This is a genomic window from Ruegeria sp. BF6 (assembly GCF_056538665.1).
In genome coordinates, this window is sequence record NZ_JBQFTN010000001.1 from 936,446 (window position 1) to 955,236 (window position 18,791).

General features: G+C 58.5%; 20 protein-coding genes and 1 riboswitch. Of the genes, 10 read left to right on the forward strand and 10 right to left on the reverse strand.

The genetic code is table 11. The features are described from left to right. Positions 1-135 precede the first annotated feature (135 nt). A complete protein-coding gene (metZ, locus tag ACR0IM_RS04665; RefSeq protein WP_480680992.1) occupies positions 136-1,326 on the reverse strand; it encodes an O-succinylhomoserine sulfhydrylase in 1,191 nt (396 codons plus the stop codon). A 65-nt stretch (positions 1,327-1,391) separates the two neighbouring features. Next, a riboswitch (SAM riboswitch) is annotated at positions 1,392-1,469 on the reverse strand. Positions 1,470-1,590: 121 nt separating this feature from the next. On the opposite strand from metZ, the gene ACR0IM_RS04670 reads away from it, so the two are divergent. Beyond that, positions 1,591-2,280 (forward strand): glutathione S-transferase N-terminal domain-containing protein, encoded by a 690-nt coding sequence (locus tag ACR0IM_RS04670; protein WP_480680993.1) that lies wholly within the window; start codon positions 1,591-1,593, stop codon positions 2,278-2,280. A gap of 48 nt (positions 2,281-2,328) precedes the next feature. Here ACR0IM_RS04670 and ACR0IM_RS04675 read toward each other — a convergent pair whose 3' ends face one another. Both ACR0IM_RS04675 and ACR0IM_RS04680 read right to left on the reverse strand, forming a co-directional pair. Further along, the gene (locus tag ACR0IM_RS04675) at positions 2,329-3,270 is read right to left on the reverse strand and encodes a hypothetical protein (protein WP_480589605.1); all 942 of its coding nucleotides are present in this window, start codon (positions 3,268-3,270) and stop codon (positions 2,329-2,331) included. 36 nt (positions 3,271-3,306) lie between these two features. Further along, complete coding sequence (locus ACR0IM_RS04680; protein ID WP_480680994.1) at positions 3,307-3,744, reverse strand: OB-fold nucleic acid binding domain-containing protein; 438 nt, start codon at positions 3,742-3,744, stop codon at positions 3,307-3,309. Between the two features lie 127 nt (positions 3,745-3,871). Between ACR0IM_RS04680 and ACR0IM_RS04685 the strand changes: the two genes are divergently transcribed. Continuing rightward, the gene (locus tag ACR0IM_RS04685) at positions 3,872-4,195 is read left to right on the forward strand and encodes a 2Fe-2S iron-sulfur cluster-binding protein (RefSeq protein WP_170324526.1); all 324 of its coding nucleotides are present in this window, start codon (positions 3,872-3,874) and stop codon (positions 4,193-4,195) included. Beyond that, entirely contained in the window at positions 4,195-4,920 is a 726-nt protein-coding gene (locus ACR0IM_RS04690) for an FG-GAP repeat domain-containing protein (RefSeq protein ID WP_480589603.1), read from the forward strand. Before ACR0IM_RS04685 ends, ACR0IM_RS04690 begins: the two co-directional genes overlap by 1 nt. 92 nt (positions 4,921-5,012) lie before the next feature. On the opposite strand, the gene purD is transcribed toward ACR0IM_RS04690, so the two are convergent. Beyond that, on the reverse strand, positions 5,013-6,275 hold the full coding sequence (purD, locus tag ACR0IM_RS04695; protein WP_480589602.1) for a phosphoribosylamine--glycine ligase: 1,263 nt from the start codon (positions 6,273-6,275) through the stop codon (positions 5,013-5,015). 75 nt (positions 6,276-6,350) lie between these two features. Here purD and xseA point away from each other — a divergent pair, with 75 nt between their 5' ends. Continuing rightward, positions 6,351-7,844 (forward strand): exodeoxyribonuclease VII large subunit, encoded by a 1,494-nt coding sequence (xseA, locus tag ACR0IM_RS04700; RefSeq protein ID WP_480680995.1) that lies wholly within the window; start codon positions 6,351-6,353, stop codon positions 7,842-7,844. Between the two features lie 7 nt (positions 7,845-7,851). On the opposite strand, the gene ACR0IM_RS04705 is transcribed toward xseA, so the two are convergent. Further along, the gene (locus ACR0IM_RS04705) at positions 7,852-8,247 is read right to left on the reverse strand and encodes a hypothetical protein (RefSeq protein WP_480589600.1); all 396 of its coding nucleotides are present in this window, start codon (positions 8,245-8,247) and stop codon (positions 7,852-7,854) included. Between the two features lie 126 nt (positions 8,248-8,373). Between ACR0IM_RS04705 and ACR0IM_RS04710 the strand changes: the two genes are divergently transcribed. The 6 genes from ACR0IM_RS04710 to ACR0IM_RS04735 all read left to right on the forward strand — a co-directional run bounded on the left by ACR0IM_RS04710 (position 8,374) and on the right by ACR0IM_RS04735 (position 13,172). Beyond that, a complete protein-coding gene (locus tag ACR0IM_RS04710; protein WP_480589599.1) occupies positions 8,374-9,012 on the forward strand; it encodes a lysoplasmalogenase family protein in 639 nt (212 codons plus the stop codon). A gap of 58 nt (positions 9,013-9,070) precedes the next feature. Further along, complete coding sequence (ftsY, locus tag ACR0IM_RS04715; protein ID WP_480680996.1) at positions 9,071-10,234, forward strand: signal recognition particle-docking protein FtsY; 1,164 nt, start codon at positions 9,071-9,073, stop codon at positions 10,232-10,234. 3 nt (positions 10,235-10,237) lie between these two features. Beyond that, positions 10,238-10,825: a hypothetical protein gene (locus ACR0IM_RS04720; protein ID WP_480680997.1), complete on the forward strand. Its 588-nt coding sequence runs from the start codon at positions 10,238-10,240 to the stop codon at positions 10,823-10,825. A 3-nt stretch (positions 10,826-10,828) separates the two neighbouring features. Continuing rightward, positions 10,829-11,731: an EamA family transporter gene (locus ACR0IM_RS04725; protein WP_480680998.1), complete on the forward strand. Its 903-nt coding sequence runs from the start codon at positions 10,829-10,831 to the stop codon at positions 11,729-11,731. A gap of 16 nt (positions 11,732-11,747) precedes the next feature. Next, positions 11,748-12,353, forward strand: coding sequence for an inner membrane-spanning protein YciB (locus ACR0IM_RS04730; RefSeq protein ID WP_480680999.1), 606 nt, complete (start codon positions 11,748-11,750; stop codon positions 12,351-12,353). Between the two features lie 150 nt (positions 12,354-12,503). Then, positions 12,504-13,172: a Crp/Fnr family transcriptional regulator gene (locus ACR0IM_RS04735; RefSeq protein ID WP_480589594.1), complete on the forward strand. Its 669-nt coding sequence runs from the start codon at positions 12,504-12,506 to the stop codon at positions 13,170-13,172. A 211-nt stretch (positions 13,173-13,383) separates the two neighbouring features. Here the strand turns inward: ACR0IM_RS04735 and ACR0IM_RS04740 are convergent, their stop codons facing one another. The 5 genes from ACR0IM_RS04740 to gor all read right to left on the reverse strand — a co-directional run bounded on the left by ACR0IM_RS04740 (position 13,384) and on the right by gor (position 18,650). Then, entirely contained in the window at positions 13,384-14,874 is a 1,491-nt protein-coding gene (locus tag ACR0IM_RS04740) for a DegQ family serine endoprotease (protein ID WP_480589593.1), read from the reverse strand. Positions 14,875-15,005: 131 nt separating this feature from the next. Further along, the gene (locus ACR0IM_RS04745) at positions 15,006-15,200 is read right to left on the reverse strand and encodes a DUF2065 domain-containing protein (protein WP_170324515.1); all 195 of its coding nucleotides are present in this window, start codon (positions 15,198-15,200) and stop codon (positions 15,006-15,008) included. After that, positions 15,200-16,078 (reverse strand): protease modulator HflC, encoded by an 879-nt coding sequence (hflC, locus tag ACR0IM_RS04750; protein ID WP_480589592.1) that lies wholly within the window; start codon positions 16,076-16,078, stop codon positions 15,200-15,202. The genes ACR0IM_RS04745 and hflC overlap by 1 nt, the downstream gene beginning before the upstream one ends. After that, positions 16,078-17,220 (reverse strand): FtsH protease activity modulator HflK, encoded by a 1,143-nt coding sequence (hflK, locus tag ACR0IM_RS04755; RefSeq protein ID WP_480640673.1) that lies wholly within the window; start codon positions 17,218-17,220, stop codon positions 16,078-16,080. The genes hflC and hflK overlap by 1 nt, the downstream gene beginning before the upstream one ends. 71 nt (positions 17,221-17,291) lie before the next feature. Then, the gene (gene gor / locus ACR0IM_RS04760; RefSeq protein WP_480589590.1) at positions 17,292-18,650 is read right to left on the reverse strand and encodes a glutathione-disulfide reductase; all 1,359 of its coding nucleotides are present in this window, start codon (positions 18,648-18,650) and stop codon (positions 17,292-17,294) included. Between the last annotated feature and the right edge of the window lie 141 nt (positions 18,651-18,791).

The following is an 18,791-nucleotide window of genomic DNA, read 5'->3' on the forward strand; positions in this document are numbered from 1 at the left end:
ACAGGTTCGGCGCGTTTTCCAGTGTAACTGTATACGCGCCGAAACACAGCCCGGATCGAATTTCCGCAAGGGACACGTGAATTTGCGCCCCTACGGTCGGATTCGACCCCGGGTATAGCTGGATATAGACTGGTCTCAGCGCTGGGAAACGTCCAATGCGCGCTTAATATCGGCAAGCAGGTCGCCTGTGTCCTCCAGACCGATGGACAGGCGGATCAATCCCGGCGTGATGCCCAGTTCATCTTTCTGTTCATCGCTTAGCCGCTGATGCGTCGTTGTGGCCGGGTGCGTCACTATCGACTTGGCATCGCCCAGGTTGTTCGAGATCACCGGGATTGTTAGGGCATTCAGAAACGCAAACGCCGCGCCCTTTCCGCCCTTGATGTCCAACGACAGTACCGTACCACCCTTGCCACCCAGCTGCGTCTGAACCAGCGTATTCTGCGCGTGGGTTTTCAGCCCCGGATACAGAGTCCGCTCCAGCGCAGGGTGACCTTCCAATGCTTCGGCCACGGTCTGAGCCGTCTCGGCCTGTGCGTTGACCCGCAGGGCCATCGTCTCCAGCCCCTTCAGCATGATCCAGGCGTTGAACGGGCTGAGTGCACCGCCGGTATGTTTCATATACGGTTCGACTGTGCCGCGGATGAATTCCTTGGTGCCGATGATGACACCGCCAAGCGCGCGCCCCTGCCCGTCGATATGCTTGGTCGCCGAATAGACAACCACATCGGCCCCCTGCTCGATCGCGCGCGAGAAGACCGGGGTGGAAAAGACGTTGTCGACAACCACCAGCGCCCCGACCGCATGGGCCAGCATGGAAACGGCGGCAATGTCGATCACCTCGAGCGTCGGATTCGACATGGATTCAAAGAACACCGCCTTGGTGTCCGGGCGGATCGCCGCTTTCCACGCGCCCAGATCGGTGCCGTCGACAAAGGTGACCTCAACGCCATAGCGGGTCAGGATGTTTTCCAGAATATACAGGCACGACCCGAACAGCGCCTTGGCGGACACGACGTGATCGCCCGCCTTCAGGATCGAGGTCAGCGCACCATTAACAGCCGCCATGCCCGACGCTGCAGCAAAAGCGTCTTCGCCCCCTTCAAGCGCAGCGATGCGCTGTTCAAACATCGAAACCGTCGGGTTGCCGTAACGGGCATAGATGAACTCATCCGGGCCGGTCTCGATGAACCGGGCCTCGGCCTGTTCGGCGTTTTCATAGACGAAGCCCTGCGTCAGAAAGATCGCCTCAGACACCTCGTTATATTGGCTGCGACGGATGCCGCCGTGGACGGCTTGGGTGCGTTTGTTCCAGCTCTCGCTCATGTCATTCCTCTCGACCCTTGTCTGGCAAGGGCATCAAAAAAACCCCAGACGCGGTCAAGCGAAAGGGGCCTTTCATCCTGACCTTTTAGCGGTGTTGTTTAGCGTGGCCCGCAATCCGGTAACAAATCGCCACGTAGCTTCTGCGACGCAAATACGCCGCGCGCACTTGGCCGTCAAGCCCGGTCGCCGCGCTGTCACGCTTTCGTAACACCCCTTGCCGATTACGCAGAATACCGCATGATCCTCTCAACCTGAGGAGGCACCATGATCGATCTGTATTTCTGGCCCACGCCCAATGGTTGGAAGGCATCCATCGCTTTGGAGGAGATGGAGCTGCCCTACACCACCCACCTGATCAATATCGGCAAGGGTGATCAGTTCGACCCCGAGTTCCTGAAGATTTCCCCCAATAATCGGATGCCCGCCATCGTCGATCCCGACGGCCCGGATGGCGCGCCTGCCTCGGTCTTCGAAAGCGGCGCGATCCTGATGTATCTGGCGCGCAAGACCGGGCAGTTCTACGGCAAAACCGAGCGTGACCGGATCGCCGTCGAAGAATGGCTGATGTGGCAGATGGGCGGCGTCGGCCCAATGGCCGGTCAGGCGCACCACTTCCTGAAATACGCTCCGCAACTGGACCCGCCGCAGGACCTGCCCTACGCCCAAGACCGCTACCGTGCCGAGGTCGGACGTCTATACGGCGTGCTCGACCGGCGATTGGCCGGGAACGAATACGTCGCGGGCGATTTCTATTCCATCGCCGACATGTCGATTTGGGGCTGGGCCAGCCTGTGGGAGGGTCAACAGCAGGTATTGGACGACAAACCCCACTTCACCCGCTGGCTGGAGACAGTCAGTGCCCGCCCGGCAGTACAGGCAGGACGCGCCCTACACGCCGAGTTGCGCGGGGATCATCGGGGTAAGCAGGAACAGGGGGTGTTGTTTAGGCGGTGAACTTTCCAGATACTCTGACTTAGACGCTCGCTTTGTCGTTGGAACAGGCTACCGCTGCGCCCCCGGAGGGTCCTCGTTGAATTGCTCGAAGAACCGGGCCAATCCGACCAGCGGCGTAATGTAAGGCAAGTCCACCAAAGCGACCGAAGGCCGCCCCTCTGACCGTTCCAACCTGCTATACATATGATCTGCACCGAATTCCTGCAGCCAAAAGCCAAGATCTTCATAGAAGTTACGGCGACTTTTTACTACGCACGTTTCACAAATCGCGCCTTGCCCGGCTGGCCGCACGGTCAGACGTTCAACGTCCACGCGGGCTTCACCCTCGATCGTATAATAACTTGAGATCACCTGAGTGGTTTCACCTTCCTGTTCGATCTTGCATTTATAAAGAAACTCTTCTCTCTCAGGGTCCAAGGTGCCCGGGTTAACCGTGTTTATGATTGAGGAAACCGTGAACAGCCCGTCATTGCCCACCGGGGCGGTTTTGTATTTCCCATCAAAACTGTCCGGAGTTGTTTTTAGGGTTTGGAACGCCCGGTCCGCTGTCATGTCGTATCGGATGCGTGACTTCCACTCACGCAGCCCGAGTGGAACGTTAATTAAGGTCGCGGGCAACCAGTTCAGGCCCAACCACAGGAATATATTGCCAAAGACGACTCCGAATATGAGCCATGCCGTAATTGCACCACGATTAGCAGTTGGCGCCAGTTCAGGTATCGCTTCTGTGACCGGCAGGAACATCAGCACGAACCCGAAGACAAACGCGGTCGTCACTGTTTCCCACCACACCCGAGGGTAAACCAGCACTAGGCCCAGAATAATCGACGTGCAGATAACGGCGACACCGGCACTTGCAGCTGGGCTTTCAAGCAATGCGGATGGGCCGAACAATTGCCAACCAATGGCCCATGGCACGAACAGTAAAATCAGACTGGTGACTATCAACCGCCGCAAACGGTAAATGCGGTACAAATATTTGTTTTGCATAAATTAACATCCCTGAATTGTACTTTCAGAATGCACTCAACTTTGGCGAAATAGTGACGGCGCAGGAGTTTCATGCCACCTGCGCGCAGAGTTGTACCCGGATTTTGCCGCACCCCGCACCAGTATATCCAGCATCCCCGAGATATCCTCGATCTCTTCCGCGATCACATGGGTCACCGAATGCGCCCGCTGCATCCGGCCGGTGACCTTCAGCAACCGCCCCGAGATCACCGCGCGGCGGAATTGTTCATAGATCTTGCGCCAGACCACCACGTTTACGATTCCGGTCTCGTCCTCAAGCGTGACGAATATCACCCCTTTGGCCGTCCCCGGCCTTTGTCGCAAAATCACCAGCCCCGCCACCGTCACGCGCGCGCCCTCGGGCGGGTCGTCCAGCCTGTCAGAAGTTAAACAGGAAGGCGGGCGCGGCCAGTCCCGGTTTGAAACCGTAGGGCGAACAGGGGTAACAAGCATAAGAACAAAGATAGAACAAACGGCGGGAAAGTCCAGACGCGGCGTGATGAGTCGCAAATGAGGCTGGAAAGACCTAAATGCCTTCACTAAGGAAGACTCCGACAATCGAAAAAGGAAGACGCACGCAATGGCAAAGATCACCTATGTCGAGCACAGCGGTACCGAGCATACAGTCGAGGTCGCCAACGGACTGACCGTCATGGAAGGCGCCCGTGACAACAACATCCCCGGCATCGAGGCCGATTGCGGCGGCGCCTGCGCCTGCTCGACCTGCCATGTTTACCTCCACCCCGATTGGGTAGAGAAGGTTCCGGCCAAGGACGACATGGAAGAGGACATGCTGGACTTCGCTTATGAGCCCGACCCAGCGCGTTCACGCCTGACCTGCCAGATCAAGGTCACGGATGAGCTGGACGGTCTGGTGGTCCAGATGCCCGAAAAGCAGATCTAATGACGCCCCGGCCGGTCGCCGCCCTAGCAATCGCCCTCTGCGTTTGTCCCATTGCGGCCCGGCCCCAGCAAATCTGGCAAAACGAGCCGTTAGTTTCGGCGGAATACTCCGAGCCTACGGCGCGTTACCCGCATTGGGTTCTCGGCGATCAGATTGAATATGGTGCGCTGGTTCTGCAATACCTGCCCGGATGGGCTGAATATACGATCCGGCTGCCCGAAGAACGAGTTTTTGAAGACATCAATCCACGTCTCGTCGATATAGACAATGACGGCAAGCGCGAAGCCATGGTGGTCGAAAGCCACCGCGACAAGGGTGCACGGCTTGCGATCTATAATGGCGGTGGCCTAGTTGCCGCAACGCCTTACATCGGCACCCGATTTCGCTGGCTCGCGCCCGTTGGCGCAGCGGATCTGGACGGCGATGGCTTCGTAGAGGTCGCCTATATCGACCGACCCCACCTTGCCAAGACCCTGCGCATCTGGCGTTTCAAGGATGGCGACCTGACCGAGATCGCCGCTTTGCCCGGCCTGACCAACCATCGCATCGGCGAAGACTTCATCACCGGCGGGATCCGAGATTGCGGACTAGGCCCTGAACTCATTGTCGCCAGCGGTGATTGGAATGACATCGTGAGTGTGCATTTCGCTGAAGGCTGGCGACGGACCGAATTAGGCCCCTTCTCAGCTGACGCAATGAACCGAGTAATAGCCTGCTCCCGCTAAGCCCAACCGCAGCCCGCGCCAGCGGGCTGCCCGGCCCAAGGCCTTTGACGTCGCATCTTTGATGCAGCGTCAGGGCGCGGGAGCCTTTCGGATCAGAGCGCCCGCCAACCGATATCGCGACGGAAAAACCCATCAGGCCAGTCGACGCTATCCACCATGTCATAGGCCCGATCCCGCGCATCTTGCAGAGTCGCGCCCCGCGCGGTGACGTTCAACACACGCCCACCCGAGGCCAGCACCTGCCCGTCCGAGGCTTTGGTTCCAGCGTGGAACACCATGTTCGAACTGTCTTCGGGCAACCCCTCAAGCCCTTTGATCACGCTGCCCTTTTCATAGGAACCAGGATACCCATTCGCCGCCATCACAATGGTAAGGGCGTGATCCTCCGCCCAATTCACCTGTGCTTCTGCCAACCGGCCTTCGGCGGCGGCGTGCATCAGGTCCATTGCCTGCGCGCCAAGACGCATCATCAGGACTTGGCATTCGGGATCTCCGAATCGAACATTGTATTCCACAAGACGCGGCTGGCCGTCCTTGATCATCAGACCGGCATAGAGAACACCCTGAAACGGCATCCCGCGCCGTTTCATCTCGGCCACGGTTGGCTTGATGATCTCTTCCATCGCGCGGGCTTCGATCTCGGCGCTCAGAACTGGCGCCGGGGAATAGGCGCCCATGCCGCCAGTGTTCAGGCCCGTGTCGCCCTCACCCACACGCTTGTGGTCCTGTGCCGTGCCCACGGACAGAATGTCATCACCGTCGCACAACACGAATAGCGATGCCTCTTCGCCTTCCATGAACTCTTCGATAACGACCTCGGCACCGGCCCCACCAAAAGCGCCACCGAACATATCGTCGATTGCATCCAGCGCGGTTTGCTCGTCCATTGCCACGATCACGCCCTTACCAGCGGCAAGACCGTCGGCCTTGACCACAATCGGCGCGCCTTGTGCGCGGATATACTTTTTCGCTGGCTCGGCCTCGGTGAACCGCGCATAAGCCGCCGTCGGAGCACCCGACGCATCGCAGACTTCCTTGGTAAAGCTCTTCGAGGCCTCCAACTGCGCCGCAGCTGCCGAAGGGCCAAACACCAGCACGCCCGCCTCACGCAGGCGATCCGCCACACCAGCGGCAAGAGGCGCCTCGGGGCCGACAATCACAAAATCAATCGCGTTTGCCTCGGCAAAGCTGACGACCGCCCCGCCGTTCTCGATATCAAGTGCGGCACACTCCGCGATCTGCGCAATCCCGGCATTGCCCGGCGCCACGATCAGGCGGTCACATTTGGGGTTCTGCATTACTGCCCAGGCCAGGCTGTGTTCCCGCCCACCACTGCCGAGAATGAGGATATTCATGACTGCTCTCCGATCTGCTTGGCCTCGCCTTGCGGGCGTTCTAAGCTGGGCGGGCATTTGACACAAGGCGCTGAAATGTCCGACCTGCTTGACGACCCCATTCCCGGCCAAAACACTCCTGAATACACTGTTTCGGACATCTCGGGCGAAGTGAAACGGACGCTCGAAGGCACCTTCGGTCGAATCCGAGTGCGCGGTGAGGTCGGGCGCGTGTTCAAGGCGCGCTCGGGGCATTTGTATTATGACATCAAGGACGACCGGAACGTGTTGGCCTGCACCACGTGGAAGGGTCAGGTTTCGGGATTGTCCGTTGTCCCTGAGGAAGGGCTAGAGGTCGTCGTCACTGGTCGGCTCACTGCCTTCGGTGCTCAGTCAAAATACAATCTGAACGTCGATGAGGTTGCGGTTGCCGGGCAAGGCGCGCTGATGGCCTTGCTGGAGAAACGCAAGAAACAGCTTGAGGCCGAAGGGTTATTCGCACCCGAACGCAAAAAGCCGCTGCCTTATTTGCCACAAATCATCGGCGTGGTGACCTCGCCTTCGGGCGCGGTGATTAGGGATATTTTGCACCGCCTGCGTGATCGTTTTCCGCGCAAGGTTTTGATCTGGCCAGTGGCCGTTCAGGGATCGAACTGCGCCCCCGAGGTCGCAAATGCGATCAAGGGCTTCAACCAAATGACACCGGGCGGAGCCCTGCCTCGCCCCGATCTGATCATCGTCGCCCGGGGTGGTGGATCGATCGAAGACCTCTGGGGCTTTAACGAAGAGATCGTGGCGCGCGCTGCTGCAGCCTCGAACATTCCGCTGATCTCGGCCGTTGGACACGAAACGGATACAACCCTGATCGACTATGTTTCCGACCGCCGCGCACCAACCCCAACCGCAGCCGCCGAACTGGCCGTGCCCGTGCGGATGGAACTGCTGGCCTGGACCGGTGAACAGGGCGCGCGCCTGTCCCGCGCTGCGACAGATGCGGTGCAGCGGAGGTCGCAGCGCCTGCGTGATCTTTCCCGTGCCTTGCCACGCCCGGGCAGCTTATTGAACACTCCACGTCAACGGCTTGATTTGATTGCCGATCGCCTGACCCCAGCACTAGAGCGCGGCGTTCAAAACCGACACCTACAAGTGGCGAAAATGTCTGCCCACTTGCGCCCTTCGACCCTGCGCAACCTCGTCACTAGTCGTCAGGAAGCGGTGCGCAACCTGTCCTCGCGCCTGTCCCTGCGCCCCATTCAGCGAGAGATCGAGATACAGCACCAGACCATCACCCGGCTGGCCGAACGGATGAACGTAGCGCAGACAACCCGCCTGGATCGGATGCGTCAACAATTGACCGCGACAGACCGGCTGCGCGAAACGCTCAGCTACAAGGCAACGTTGCAACGGGGCTATGCCGTGGTACGCGCCGACGATCACGTTCTGACAACCAAAAAGCAGGCCGAGAAACACGAGGCATTGCAAATCGAGTTTGCCGATGGCGTGCTGACCACCGGGCAATCCACCACCCAACGACCGGCTCCGAAGAAAGCACCCAAAAAAGACGCACCGGATCAGGGTTCACTGTTCTGAGTGCAGATTATACTCCGACATCCGGTCCGTAGCAGATCATCTCTTCACCGATATCTTCGGCCTCGTAGAGTTCGGTCTGCGCCGGGTCGCCCTCGAACTGAGCAATCAGGCCATTCCCAGACCGGGTGAAAACCCAGCATTGCGGGGCCAGACGATCTTCGTAGATGAAACAGATCTGTTCGTCCTGCTCATACCAGACGCCTTCCTTGCAATCGCCATCCAGAAACGACCAGACGACGCGGCGATTGGGCAAATAACGCTCGACCCCGTAGACCTTTCCCTGAAAGCCATAATACAGGGTTTTTCCGCGCGTATACTCGTCGAAATCCGACGCCGTCAGCGCTGGTTGAGCCAAAGCTGAATACGCGGGCAACGAGAGGAGAATCGCTAGATATCTGAACATGATCACATTGTGTCAGATGCGGTTATCCGGTGCCATTGCCATTTCCGCACAACCACCTGCCTTGACGTCACCGGTTGAGGTGAGCCGACAACCCGTAACATGCTGCAAAAAACGGGAGAGGTATTCATGACAACTGCATTGTTCTGGCTCGCAGCTATCTGTGCTCTGGCCTATCTGCCCCTGTCGCCGCGTCCTGCCAGCGCCTTGCGGTCGCTGTTGAAAACCGCATCGGTGGCCCTGCTGGCCCTGATTGCCTTGCTGGACGCAGCACCGCTTTTACTGGTTTTGGCGCTAGCCCTGTGCGCCCTTGGCGACGCGCTGTTGTCGCGCGAGACGGGCAATACCTTCATGGCGGGTATCGCAGCCTTTGCTGCCGGACATCTGGCCTATGTCGCGCTGTTCCTGACCTATCCCGCCAGCGATCCAGCATTGATCTTCGACAAACCCGGTTTTTTCTGGTCGCTCATCATTCTTGGGATCGTTGCCGCCACCCTGCTCGCACCGCGCGCCGGCGACCTCAAGGGCCCGGTGCTGGGCTATATCCCGATCATTCTGGGGATGGGCATTACTGTCCTGGCCCTGCCAGAAACCGGTGCCCTGCGTTGGGCCCTGCCTGCGGCCCTGGCCTTTATCGCGTCCGACCTGATCCTGGCGACCGAAAAGTTCCTGTTGCCCGCAAACCACCCCGCCTTGAGGATCACGCCCTATCTGGTCTGGCCGCTTTATTGGGGTGCGCAGGCCGGTTTGCTGATTGCCTTTCTCTGACCCTTTGCAACTGCCGCAATTCCGCATTAGGTGAAGGGAACACCTGCGGAGACCAAAAATGGCGTTTTTCTCAAAGCTCAAGGACAAGCTGTTCAAATCCTCGTCCCGCCTCGAACAGGGGCTTGAGGCCATCGTCGAAGACGGTGGAGAGGAAACGACCGCCCCCGACCCGATCATCCCCGAGCCCGAGCCGCAACCCGAACCGGTGCCGGAAGTTCCGCAACCGGTTCCCGAAGTGCCGGAACCCGCACCGGCACCACAGCCGGTCGAGGTGCCCGATCCCGCGCCTGTCGATCCGACCCCTACGCCGCCCCCACCGGAGGATGCGCCCTCCAAGGGCGTGCTGGGCCGTCTGTTCGGTCGCAGCGAGACCAAAACCGCAATACGCCGTACACTGGATGACGACATGCTCGAGCAGCTCGAAGAGCTGCTGATCGCCTCGGACATGGGCGTCGATACCGCCCTGCGCGTCACCGCAAACATGGCCGAGGGGCGCTATGGCCGCAAACTCTCGACCCAGGAAATCAAACAGCTTCTGGCGCAGGAAGTTTCACGCGTGATGGAGCCGGTCGCCAAGCCCCTACCGATCTATCCAAAACGCCCGCAGGTGGTGCTGGTCGTCGGCGTGAACGGGTCGGGCAAGACCACAACGATCGGCAAATTGGCCAGTCAGTTCAAGGCCGCTGGCAAAAAAGTCGTAATTGCTGCCGGAGATACCTTCCGCGCCGCCGCTGTCGAACAGCTTCAAGTCTGGGGCGAGCGCGCAGGTGTGCCCGTTCTGACTGCACCCGAAGGGTCCGATCCGGCCAGCCTTGCCTTCGACGCGCTGACCAAGGCGCAAGAAGACGGCGCCGACCTGCTGATGATCGACACCGCCGGTCGTCTGCAGAACCGCGCCGACTTAATGGAAGAACTGGCCAAGATCGTACGCGTTATCCGCAAGAAGGACGAAACCGCACCGCACAACACTTTGCTGGTGCTGGACGCCACCACAGGCCAAAACGCGCTGAGCCAGGTGGAAACCTTCCGCAATCTGGCCGACGTCTCGGGTCTGGTCATGACCAAGCTCGACGGAACCGCCAAGGGCGGCGTGTTGGTGGCACTGGCGGACAAGTTCGGCCTGCCTATCCACGCCATCGGCGTCGGCGAACAAATCGACGACCTTGCCCCCTTTGACCCCGATGAATTTGCCGCCGCGCTGACTGGATTGGAAAGAAGGTAGCCTTTGGTCTTTGACAATTTGATAGCCAAATTCGGGTCTTTTGAGTTCTACTTCGATGTCACCTTACTGGTGGCAATCGCAGGCGTTGTTTGGACTTTTGCCAGGAAAATCGCTCAAGAACTTTATTTCTTACTATCCCTGCGAACACAACAAATCGAATTCGAGCTAAACCCTAAGGGCCAAGCACCGGAGAGTATCACCACCCTCAACCTGCTCGTTATTCGATACGGGAACGACAAATACCTTGAGCAGCTTGCTAGCGATCGAGAGCGTTACCACGGACGATTGCAGAACAAGATCGTTCGGGTGCCTGAACGGCCAACCGATAATAACGGTCCAATCCGAGTGAGGCTCAAGGTTCACAAACGACTTGGGACACAGTTCAAGTTTTTCGTGGACGTATCAGGAGATCCGAAATCAGCCGTCGACTACCTCGAGTCACATGACACTGTAAGTGGTGTTTTTTGCAAAGAACTCCCAAACGTTCGTGTCGGTGAAGCGACGCGACATCGTATCTTCTTTTTGGTAGATCGTTTGGACACGGTCGAAACGGTCGAAGGCATTGTCAACAATTTCATCTTCCCGGTCTAAGAATTGAGTGACTGGCTAATTTCTCTGGAAGGCACCGAAGCAGGCCACCAACTCGCCCTCGGGCTTGCACTGATGGCGGCTTTCCTGCACGCGGTTTTCGGCGCCCTGCAAAAAGGCCGCCACGATCCATGGATGTCGCGCGGCGCCATCGACGCCAGCTATTGTCTTCTGGCTGCCCCCTTCGCGTTTTTCGTGGTGCCCTGGCCCGAACCCTATATGTGGCCGATTTTTGCGACCGTATGGGTAATCCACATCGCCTACAAAACCCTTCAGGCCATGGCTTATACCAAGGGGTCCTACACGGTCGTCTACCCGGTTGTCCGCGGCACTGGCCCGCTGTTCACCGTCATCGGCGCCTATCTGCTTTTCGGAGAGACCTTTACCGGCACCCAATGGTTCGGTGTGGCCGTCCTGCTGGCCGGCATTTTCGGACTGGCCGCCTATAATTTTCGCTTCCTCGAAACCAACCGCGAAACGCTGGGCATCGCATTGGTGCTGGCCGTCGCAACCGGCCTTTTCGTGGCGCTCTACACCACCTATGACGCCTACGGCATCCGCGCCACCGCCGACCCCTTCACCTTTCTGGCGTGGTTCTTCATGATCGACGGGGCGGCAATGCCTATCTACGCCTTCCTCAGATGGCGGGTGATGATCAATCGCCCGGCCATCGGCCCGCTGATGTTGCGCGGACTTGCCGGCGGCATCATCGCCCCCTTGTCTTTCGGGGCGATCATGCTGGCCACAAGGCTCGACAAGGTCGGCGAAGCCGCCGTCTTGCGGGAAACCTCGACTGTCTTTGCCGCCCTGATCGGTTGGCTGGTTCTAAAAGAAACCGTGGGCCCAAGACGGATCGGGTTGATGGCATTGATTGCACTTGGCGCCGTAATAGTTGAAATGGGCGGGTAAGCAGCAGGAAACCGTTATGACAGGCAAAAAAGAGATCAACCCGTTTCTGAAGCAGGTGCTGGAGCTTGGCCCTCCACTGGCTTTCTTCTTCATTTACCTGCGTCTGCGTGACGACAGTTTTCTGATCGGCGGCATTGAATACTCCGGCTTTATCGTCGCCACTATCATTTTTGTCCCGCTGATGCTGGCCGCCATGGCTATCCTCTGGTACCTGACCGGCAAGCTCAGCCGGATGCAAATATTCACGGCATTTATGGTCATATTCTTTGGTGGCCTGACTGCATGGTTCAATGACGAGCGATTTTTCAAGATGAAAACCACGCTTGTCTACGGGTTCTTTTCGGTGATCCTTGGCATCGGCCTGCTGCAGGGCAAGTCTTACCTCGCTTATGTCCTGGACGAGATGCTGCCAATGCGCCACGAAGGCTGGATGATCCTGACCCGACGGCTTTGCGGCTGTTTTGCGGTTCTGGCAGTGGCCAACGAATTCGTCTGGCGCACGATGTCGACCGACCTCTGGGTCAAGATCGAAACCTTCGGGTTCCCAATCGCGCTGATGGTGTTCCTGATGCTGCAATTCAATCTGCTGCAAAGCTACATGGATGATCCTGACCATCAATAGGGGAAAATAAGTGCCCCCTTTCGCCTCATGCGGTAACGGAATTTTGTTTATTCCCAGACGTAACACAGGAACAAACAGACAAAATCCTTGGCTAAACGCCAAAGCTGTGGAAAGTTGTGGCACCACTCACAGCCGGAGCACCAGAAACTCATGACGGCTTTTCCAGACAGCGGCTTTCTGTCCGAGGCATCTGACAGGCTCAAAGCCATGCTTTCCGCGCAGGCGACCGAAATTACTTTGGAACGTGGAGAGGTTCTGTTCGAGCAAGGCGACGAAGGCGACGCCCTCTTTGCTATTCTCGAAGGCACGCTCGAAGTTTCCTTTCTGGCTATGAGCGGCCGAAAACTGTCACTGACCCTGATGCGGCCCGGAGAGGTTTTTGGCGAGATTGCCCTGTTTGACAGCGGCCCACGCACTGCCACCATTGCGGCGGCAGAGCATTCACGCGTGTTGCGGGTGCGGCAAGGCGATGTGATGGATCAGATCCGGCTACATCCCGACCTTGCGGTTGATCTGATCCGTCTGGCCGGCCTGCGAATGCGGTGGATGGGATCACAACTGAACGAGCAGGTCTTTCTGCCGATGCCGATCCGCCTGGCCCGCAAGTTGTTGCACCTGTCCGAACTGCAAGATGATCCATCCAAACGGATTACCCTGTCGCAAAGCGAACTGGCCGAGTTCGTGGGCGCCACTCGGGAAGCGGTATCCAAAACCATTTCCACATGGAAACGCGATAACGTGGTCGAAGCGTCGCGCGGCGGGCTGATGATTCAGGATTTCGCTGCGCTGCGGGAATTGGCCGATTCCGACCTGATCTGAGCCCTGTGACCTGCTTCACAGACCATGGATGGCGTTAAGCCTATCGTCATAGTTGTTACCGTAGGAGGTCAGAGAATCATCCCCGATATCTGTCCACTGACCTCTCCCTGTACCAGAGCCACGCACCTCCCCGGTGCGTGGCTCACTATCTCGCAGCACAAAAAAGGCCGGAGCATAAGCTCCGGCCTAATCTCGTTTCTGATCAGGTTACTTACTCGCCAAGGCTCAACGCCACAAAGCGGGGTTCGCCACCGCGGCGCACCAGCAGCAGCAGCGATTTACGCCCTGCTTCGCGCGCCTCGTCCATGCGTGCTTCCAGGTCTTCGATCGAGCTGACCTTCTGTTGACCGGCCTCGGTGATCAGGTCACCGGCGCGCAGACCCTTGGAAAAGGCTTCGGACGCCTCGTCCACTTCGGTCACAACCAGTCCTTCAGCATCCGCATCCAGACCAAGATCTTCTCGCAACGTATCGGTCAAAGGCGAAATTGTCAGACCAAGAACATCAGCGTTTTCCTCGGCCGGAATGTCCGGCGTTTCTTCGTCACCGTTCTCGGCGCGCTCTGCGTCCTCACGCCGGCCCAGTGTCACCAGAACGGTCTGGGTGCCACCGTCACGGTGGACCACCACGCGAACTGATTTGCCAACGGTGGTTTCGCCAACCTGACGGACCAGACCGCGCGTATCTTCGACCTCGACACCGTCAAAGCTGAGGATCACGTCACCGGCCAACAGGCCCGCCTCTTTGGCCGGACCATCCGGCACGTCACTGATCAGCGCACCGCCGGGCTTGTCCAGCCCCATCGCCTCGGCCATATCCTCGGTCACGTCCTGAATGCGCACGCCCAGCCAGCCGCGGCGGGTCTCACCGAATTCGCGCAGCTGATCGACTACTTTGACCACCACATTGGAGGCCATCGAGAAGCCAATCCCGATCGAACCACCGTTAGGCGACAGGATCGCCGTGTTCACGCCGATCACTTCGCCATCCATGTTGAACAGAGGACCACCCGAGTTGCCGCGGTTGATGGCCGCATCGGTCTGGATGTAATCGTCATACGACCCGCTCAGCGCGCGGTTTCGAGCCGAGACAATGCCCGCCGAGACCGAAAAGCCTTGCCCGAGCGGGTTGCCCATAGCGATCACCCAATCACCGACACGCGCAATGTCGCTATCGCCGAATTTCACGTATTGCAGCGGACTAGTGGCCTCGACCTTGAGCAGCGCGATGTCGGTTTTTTCATCCGTACCGATCACTTTGGCCGGCAATTCCTTCTTGGGTTGCCCGTCACCGGGGAAGAATTCCACAAGGATTTCATCAGCTTCGGCGATGACGTGATTGTTGGTAACAATATAGCCGTCCTCTGAAATCACAAAGCCAGAACCCAGCGCGTTGCTGCGGCGCGGGCGGTTGTCGTCGTCACCGTTGCGGTCCTGAAACTCGCGAAAGAAATCCTCGAACGGAGAGCCCTCGGGCACAATCCCCTGCGGCCCCGTCTGCCCTTCGATCAGGGTTGTGGTGGTGATGTTGACCACTGCCGGACTGATCTTTTCGGCCAGCGGCGCCAAGCTTTCGCCCCGCGCCTGAGCAGCGACGGTCTGCGCCAGAACAAGCAGCATCCCCGCGAAAGCCAGCCACATCAGCCGCATGAAACCAACACTATCGTCCCGCCGGACCGAAATACTTCGTGCTTGTGCCTGCACTTGGGAACTCCTTGTCGACAATTCTTCTTTGGCCGCCCCTCGGCAACCCTTCTTAGCAACCAATGTAGTCAGTTTGTCCAAGCCCGCAACTCGGGATCGCAGGGAAATCACCGGCAATTGAAATGACTGTACTAAAACCCGACCTGATACGCGCCCCAAAGCAACACCAGACCGCTGACGACACACAGCAGCCCCGCCAGCCGACGCGCCTGTTCGGGCAGCGACCGCAGTGCTTCAAGCATACGTTCAATAAGCGAAGGGGCCAGCGCATAGGCCAGCCCCTCGACAATCAGTACCAGCCCGAAAGCCAGAAGGATCAGGCCCATTACCGGCCACCCTGTCCGGTAGGCGATTTCAGATAGTTGAAGAAATCAGAATCCGGGCTGAGTACCAGCGAGCTGTTGCCACCCTGCAGCGCCTGCTCATAGGCTGAAAGCGAGCGGTAGAATTCAAAGAATTCAGGGTCTGCGCCGTATGCTTCGGCAAAGATCGCGTTGCGTTCGGCGTCAGCCTCACCACGAATAATCTCGGCCTCGCGGTTGGCATCTGACACCAACTCGACCACGGTCCGGTCGGCCTGCGCGCGGATACGCTGCGCCGCTTCCTTACCACGGGCGCGTTCGTCAGTTGCCTCACGCTCCCGCTCGGCTTTCATCCGATCAAAGGTCGCCTCCAAGTTGGCCTGCGGCAGGTCGGTCGCTTTCAGACGCACGTCGATCACATTGACGCCCAGCGCGCGTGCTTCGGCAATCGCACTATTGCGGATACGCAGCATCAGTGCCGCACGATCCGAGCTGAGGATGTCACGAGATGAAACCGAACCCAGAACTTCGCGGGTTTCGGCCCGCAGGATACGGTCCAGACGATCTTCGGCCACCGGGATTCCGCCGACACCAACAGCTTGGCGGAACTGGTTCAAGTCAGCGATCCGGTAACGGGCGAACGCGTCGACCACCAGACGGCGGTCGTCCAGAGGCGTGACTTCCAGCGGCTGCACGTCAATCGACAAGATGCGGTCGTCATAACGAACGACTTCCTGAATGATCGGTATCTTGAACGCGAGTCCGGGCTCTTCCTTAACGTCGACAACACGACCGAACTGCAAAACCAGTGCACGTTCCCGTTCATCCACAATAAAAATCGAGGACAGGCCGATCACGCCAAGGATCACGACGAGGATGAGGATAATGGGTGACTTACGCATCAGTTGCTCTCCTCGGTCTGATTGCGGCGCAGTTCATTGAGAGGCAGATAAGGTACAACACCCTGCCCCGAACCGGTCGAGTTTTCGTCGAGGATAATCTTGTCCACATCCCCCAGAACCTGCTCCATACGTTCCAGATACAAGCGTTTACGGGTCACGTCGGGAGCCTTGGAGTATTCTTCCAAAACAGCGCTGAAACGGCTGGCTTCACCCTGGGCGCTGTTGACCTGCTGGGCGCGATAGGCCTCGGCCTGTTCCAGAACCTGCGCGGCTTCACCGCGGGCTTCCGCGAGAACCTGGTTTGCGTACGCGTCAGCGACGTTTTGCAGACGGTCACGCTCCTGCGCTGCGGCCTGAACGTCGCGGAATGCAGCGATCACGTCTTGCGGCGGGTCGGCCTTGTCAAAGTTCACACGGACGATGTTGATACCCGAATCGTAGCTGTCCATGGTTGCCTGTATCAGCTCCTGCAGGCGGTCCGCGATCACACCACGATCCCGGTTCAGGATCGGGGCTAGTTCGCTTTGCGCAATGATCTCACGCATCGCTGATTCAGACACGGCGCGGATTGTCTGACGCGGGTCGCGCAGGTTGAACAGAAACTTTGCCGGATCGTTGATGTTCCATACAACCTGATAGTCGATATCGACCACGTTTTCATCGCCAGTCAGCATCAGACCGTCGTCGCTGCCACGCGTACCGCCCATATCTTCGGTCTGTTCGCGTGTGACCGGGATAACCTCGGCCGTCACCAAAGGCCAAGGGGCGAAGTTCAGACCGGGATTCCCGACCGAAGAGAACTCACCCAGAAGCAGCTCAACCGATTGTTCTTCGGGTTTGACGGTGTAGAAGCTCGCAGCCGCCCATAAGCCCGCCGCAACCAGTACACCAATCGCCACGGTCCCCTTAGTAAAGATCGGACCGCCTCCACCGCCGCCTTGACTGCCGCCACGGCCACCGCCGCCGCGCCCGCCCATTAGAACGCGCAGCTGTTCCTGGCCTTTTTTCATCAGTTCGTCGATCTCGGGGATCTGCGGGCCGTCGCCTTCGGGGGGCTTGCGCCCATCCCCGTTGTTACCCCGATTTCCTCCGCCACCGGATGAGCCTCCGCCCCCCCAGGGGCCACCGCTGTTGCCCGCCATATGTATCTATTCCTTGTGTTGGACCGTGTGATCACGGTTTCCCTTGTAACTTGTGTACGCGTACTTGCAAATCAAGCAGTGCGCACAGGTTGCCGCAGTGTTACCAGTTCCTCGGCCATGACCGGGTGAACGGCAACTGTGCGGTCGAAATCTTCCTTGGTTGCACCCATCTTTACGGCAATCCCCGCCAGCTGGATCATCTCGCCCGCGCCCGGCGCAACGATATGACAACCCAGCACCTTGCGGGTGGCCTGACTGACGATCAGCTTCATCAAGACACGCTGCGTCCCGCCTGCGAATGCCTTCTGCATCGGCTTGAAAGAAGTTGCATAGACCTCGATCGGTTCCTGCGCCGCGGCTTCTTCCTCGCTGAGGCCCACGGTGCCGAATTCCGGCTGGGTGAAAATCGCGGTTGGGATCAGTTCGTGATCCACGGGTGTCGGGTTGCCTTTGAACACGGTTTCGACAAAGGCCATGCCTTCGCGGATCGCAACTGGTGTCAGGTTCACGCGGTCGGTCACGTCACCGATGGCATAGATCGACGGCACTCCGGTCTGGCTGTATTCATCCACCACGATCTCGCCCTTGCGGCCACGTTCAACTCCGATTGCTTCAAGGCCCAGGTTGTCTGCATTTGGAGCGCGCCCGGTAGCGTACATGACCACGTCAAAAACCTGTTCCGTTCCGTTGGTGGCCTTGACCCAGATTTTGTCGCCTTGCTTTTTCATCTCAAGCACGTTTGTACCAAGGTGCAGATCAATGCCGTTCTGGCACATCTCCTCGCTGATCAGGCCGCGTGCTTCTTCATCGAACCCGCGCAGGATTTGCGCACCTCGATAGAACTGAGTGGTCTTCACGCCCATCCCGTTCATGATCCCGGCGAATTCGCTGGCAATATAACCACCGCCGACGATCAGGATGCTTTCGGGCAGCTTCTCCAGGTGGAATATCTCGTTTGACGTGATAGCCAGGTCCGAGCCCGGAAACTGGGGCACGACCGGACGGCCACCAGTGGCGACAAGAATGTGCTTGGCCGTCTTGCGGGTTCCATCGGCCAGTTCGACCGTATGCGCATCGACCACATGGGCGCGCTGATCAAAGCTTTCGACGCCGTTGTTTTTTAAGATGTTGCGATAGATGCCTTCCAGTCGGTCCAGCTCGGCATAAAGCTTGCTGCGGAAGATGTCCCAGTTAAACGCACCAGGTTTGACATCCCAGCCATAGGCCTGCGCATCGTTGACCATATCCGCGTATTCACTGGCAAAGACCATCAGCTTTTTGGGCACGCACCCTCGGATGACGCAGGTCCCGCCGTAACGGTCCTCTTCGGCCAGTGCCACTTTGGCGCCGTTCTCACCGGCTGCCACACGTGCCGCGCGGACCCCGCCCGAGCCGCCTCCGATGACGAACAGATCATAGTCAAAGCTCATCCTGAGTTCCTTTATTTCGTCAGGCCAAAATTCGATGATTATCTGGGGTCGAAAGACGCGCTGCCAACCCTTTTAGGTGTGTAAACTTTACTTAAGGCAGTGCCACCAAGTGTGGTTTGCGCAAATGTCGTGGCGTCAGTT

Coding starts and splice junctions, on each gene's coding strand:
- metZ (WP_480680992.1), bottom strand. CDS start 1,326: ATGAGCGAGAGCTGGAACAAACGCACCCAAGCCGTCCACGGCGGCATC.
- ACR0IM_RS04670 (WP_480680993.1), top strand. CDS start 1,591: ATGATCGATCTGTATTTCTGGCCCACGCCCAATGGTTGGAAGGCATCC.
- ACR0IM_RS04675 (WP_480589605.1), bottom strand. CDS start 3,270: ATGCAAAACAAATATTTGTACCGCATTTACCGTTTGCGGCGGTTGATA.
- ACR0IM_RS04680 (WP_480680994.1), bottom strand. CDS start 3,744: ATGCTTGTTACCCCTGTTCGCCCTACGGTTTCAAACCGGGACTGGCCG.
- ACR0IM_RS04685 (WP_170324526.1), top strand. CDS start 3,872: ATGGCAAAGATCACCTATGTCGAGCACAGCGGTACCGAGCATACAGTC.
- ACR0IM_RS04690 (WP_480589603.1), top strand. CDS start 4,195: ATGACGCCCCGGCCGGTCGCCGCCCTAGCAATCGCCCTCTGCGTTTGT.
- purD (WP_480589602.1), bottom strand. CDS start 6,275: ATGAATATCCTCATTCTCGGCAGTGGTGGGCGGGAACACAGCCTGGCC.
- xseA (WP_480680995.1), top strand. CDS start 6,351: ATGTCCGACCTGCTTGACGACCCCATTCCCGGCCAAAACACTCCTGAA.
- ACR0IM_RS04705 (WP_480589600.1), bottom strand. CDS start 8,247: ATGTTCAGATATCTAGCGATTCTCCTCTCGTTGCCCGCGTATTCAGCT.
- ACR0IM_RS04710 (WP_480589599.1), top strand. CDS start 8,374: ATGACAACTGCATTGTTCTGGCTCGCAGCTATCTGTGCTCTGGCCTAT.
- ftsY (WP_480680996.1), top strand. CDS start 9,071: ATGGCGTTTTTCTCAAAGCTCAAGGACAAGCTGTTCAAATCCTCGTCC.
- ACR0IM_RS04730 (WP_480680999.1), top strand. CDS start 11,748: ATGACAGGCAAAAAAGAGATCAACCCGTTTCTGAAGCAGGTGCTGGAG.
- ACR0IM_RS04735 (WP_480589594.1), top strand. CDS start 12,504: ATGACGGCTTTTCCAGACAGCGGCTTTCTGTCCGAGGCATCTGACAGG.
- ACR0IM_RS04745 (WP_170324515.1), bottom strand. CDS start 15,200: ATGGGCCTGATCCTTCTGGCTTTCGGGCTGGTACTGATTGTCGAGGGG.
- hflC (WP_480589592.1), bottom strand. CDS start 16,078: ATGCGTAAGTCACCCATTATCCTCATCCTCGTCGTGATCCTTGGCGTG.
- hflK (WP_480640673.1), bottom strand. CDS start 17,220: ATGGCGGGCAACAGCGGTGGCCCCTGGGGGGGCGGAGGCTCATCCGGT.
- gor (WP_480589590.1), bottom strand. CDS start 18,650: ATGAGCTTTGACTATGATCTGTTCGTCATCGGAGGCGGCTCGGGCGGG.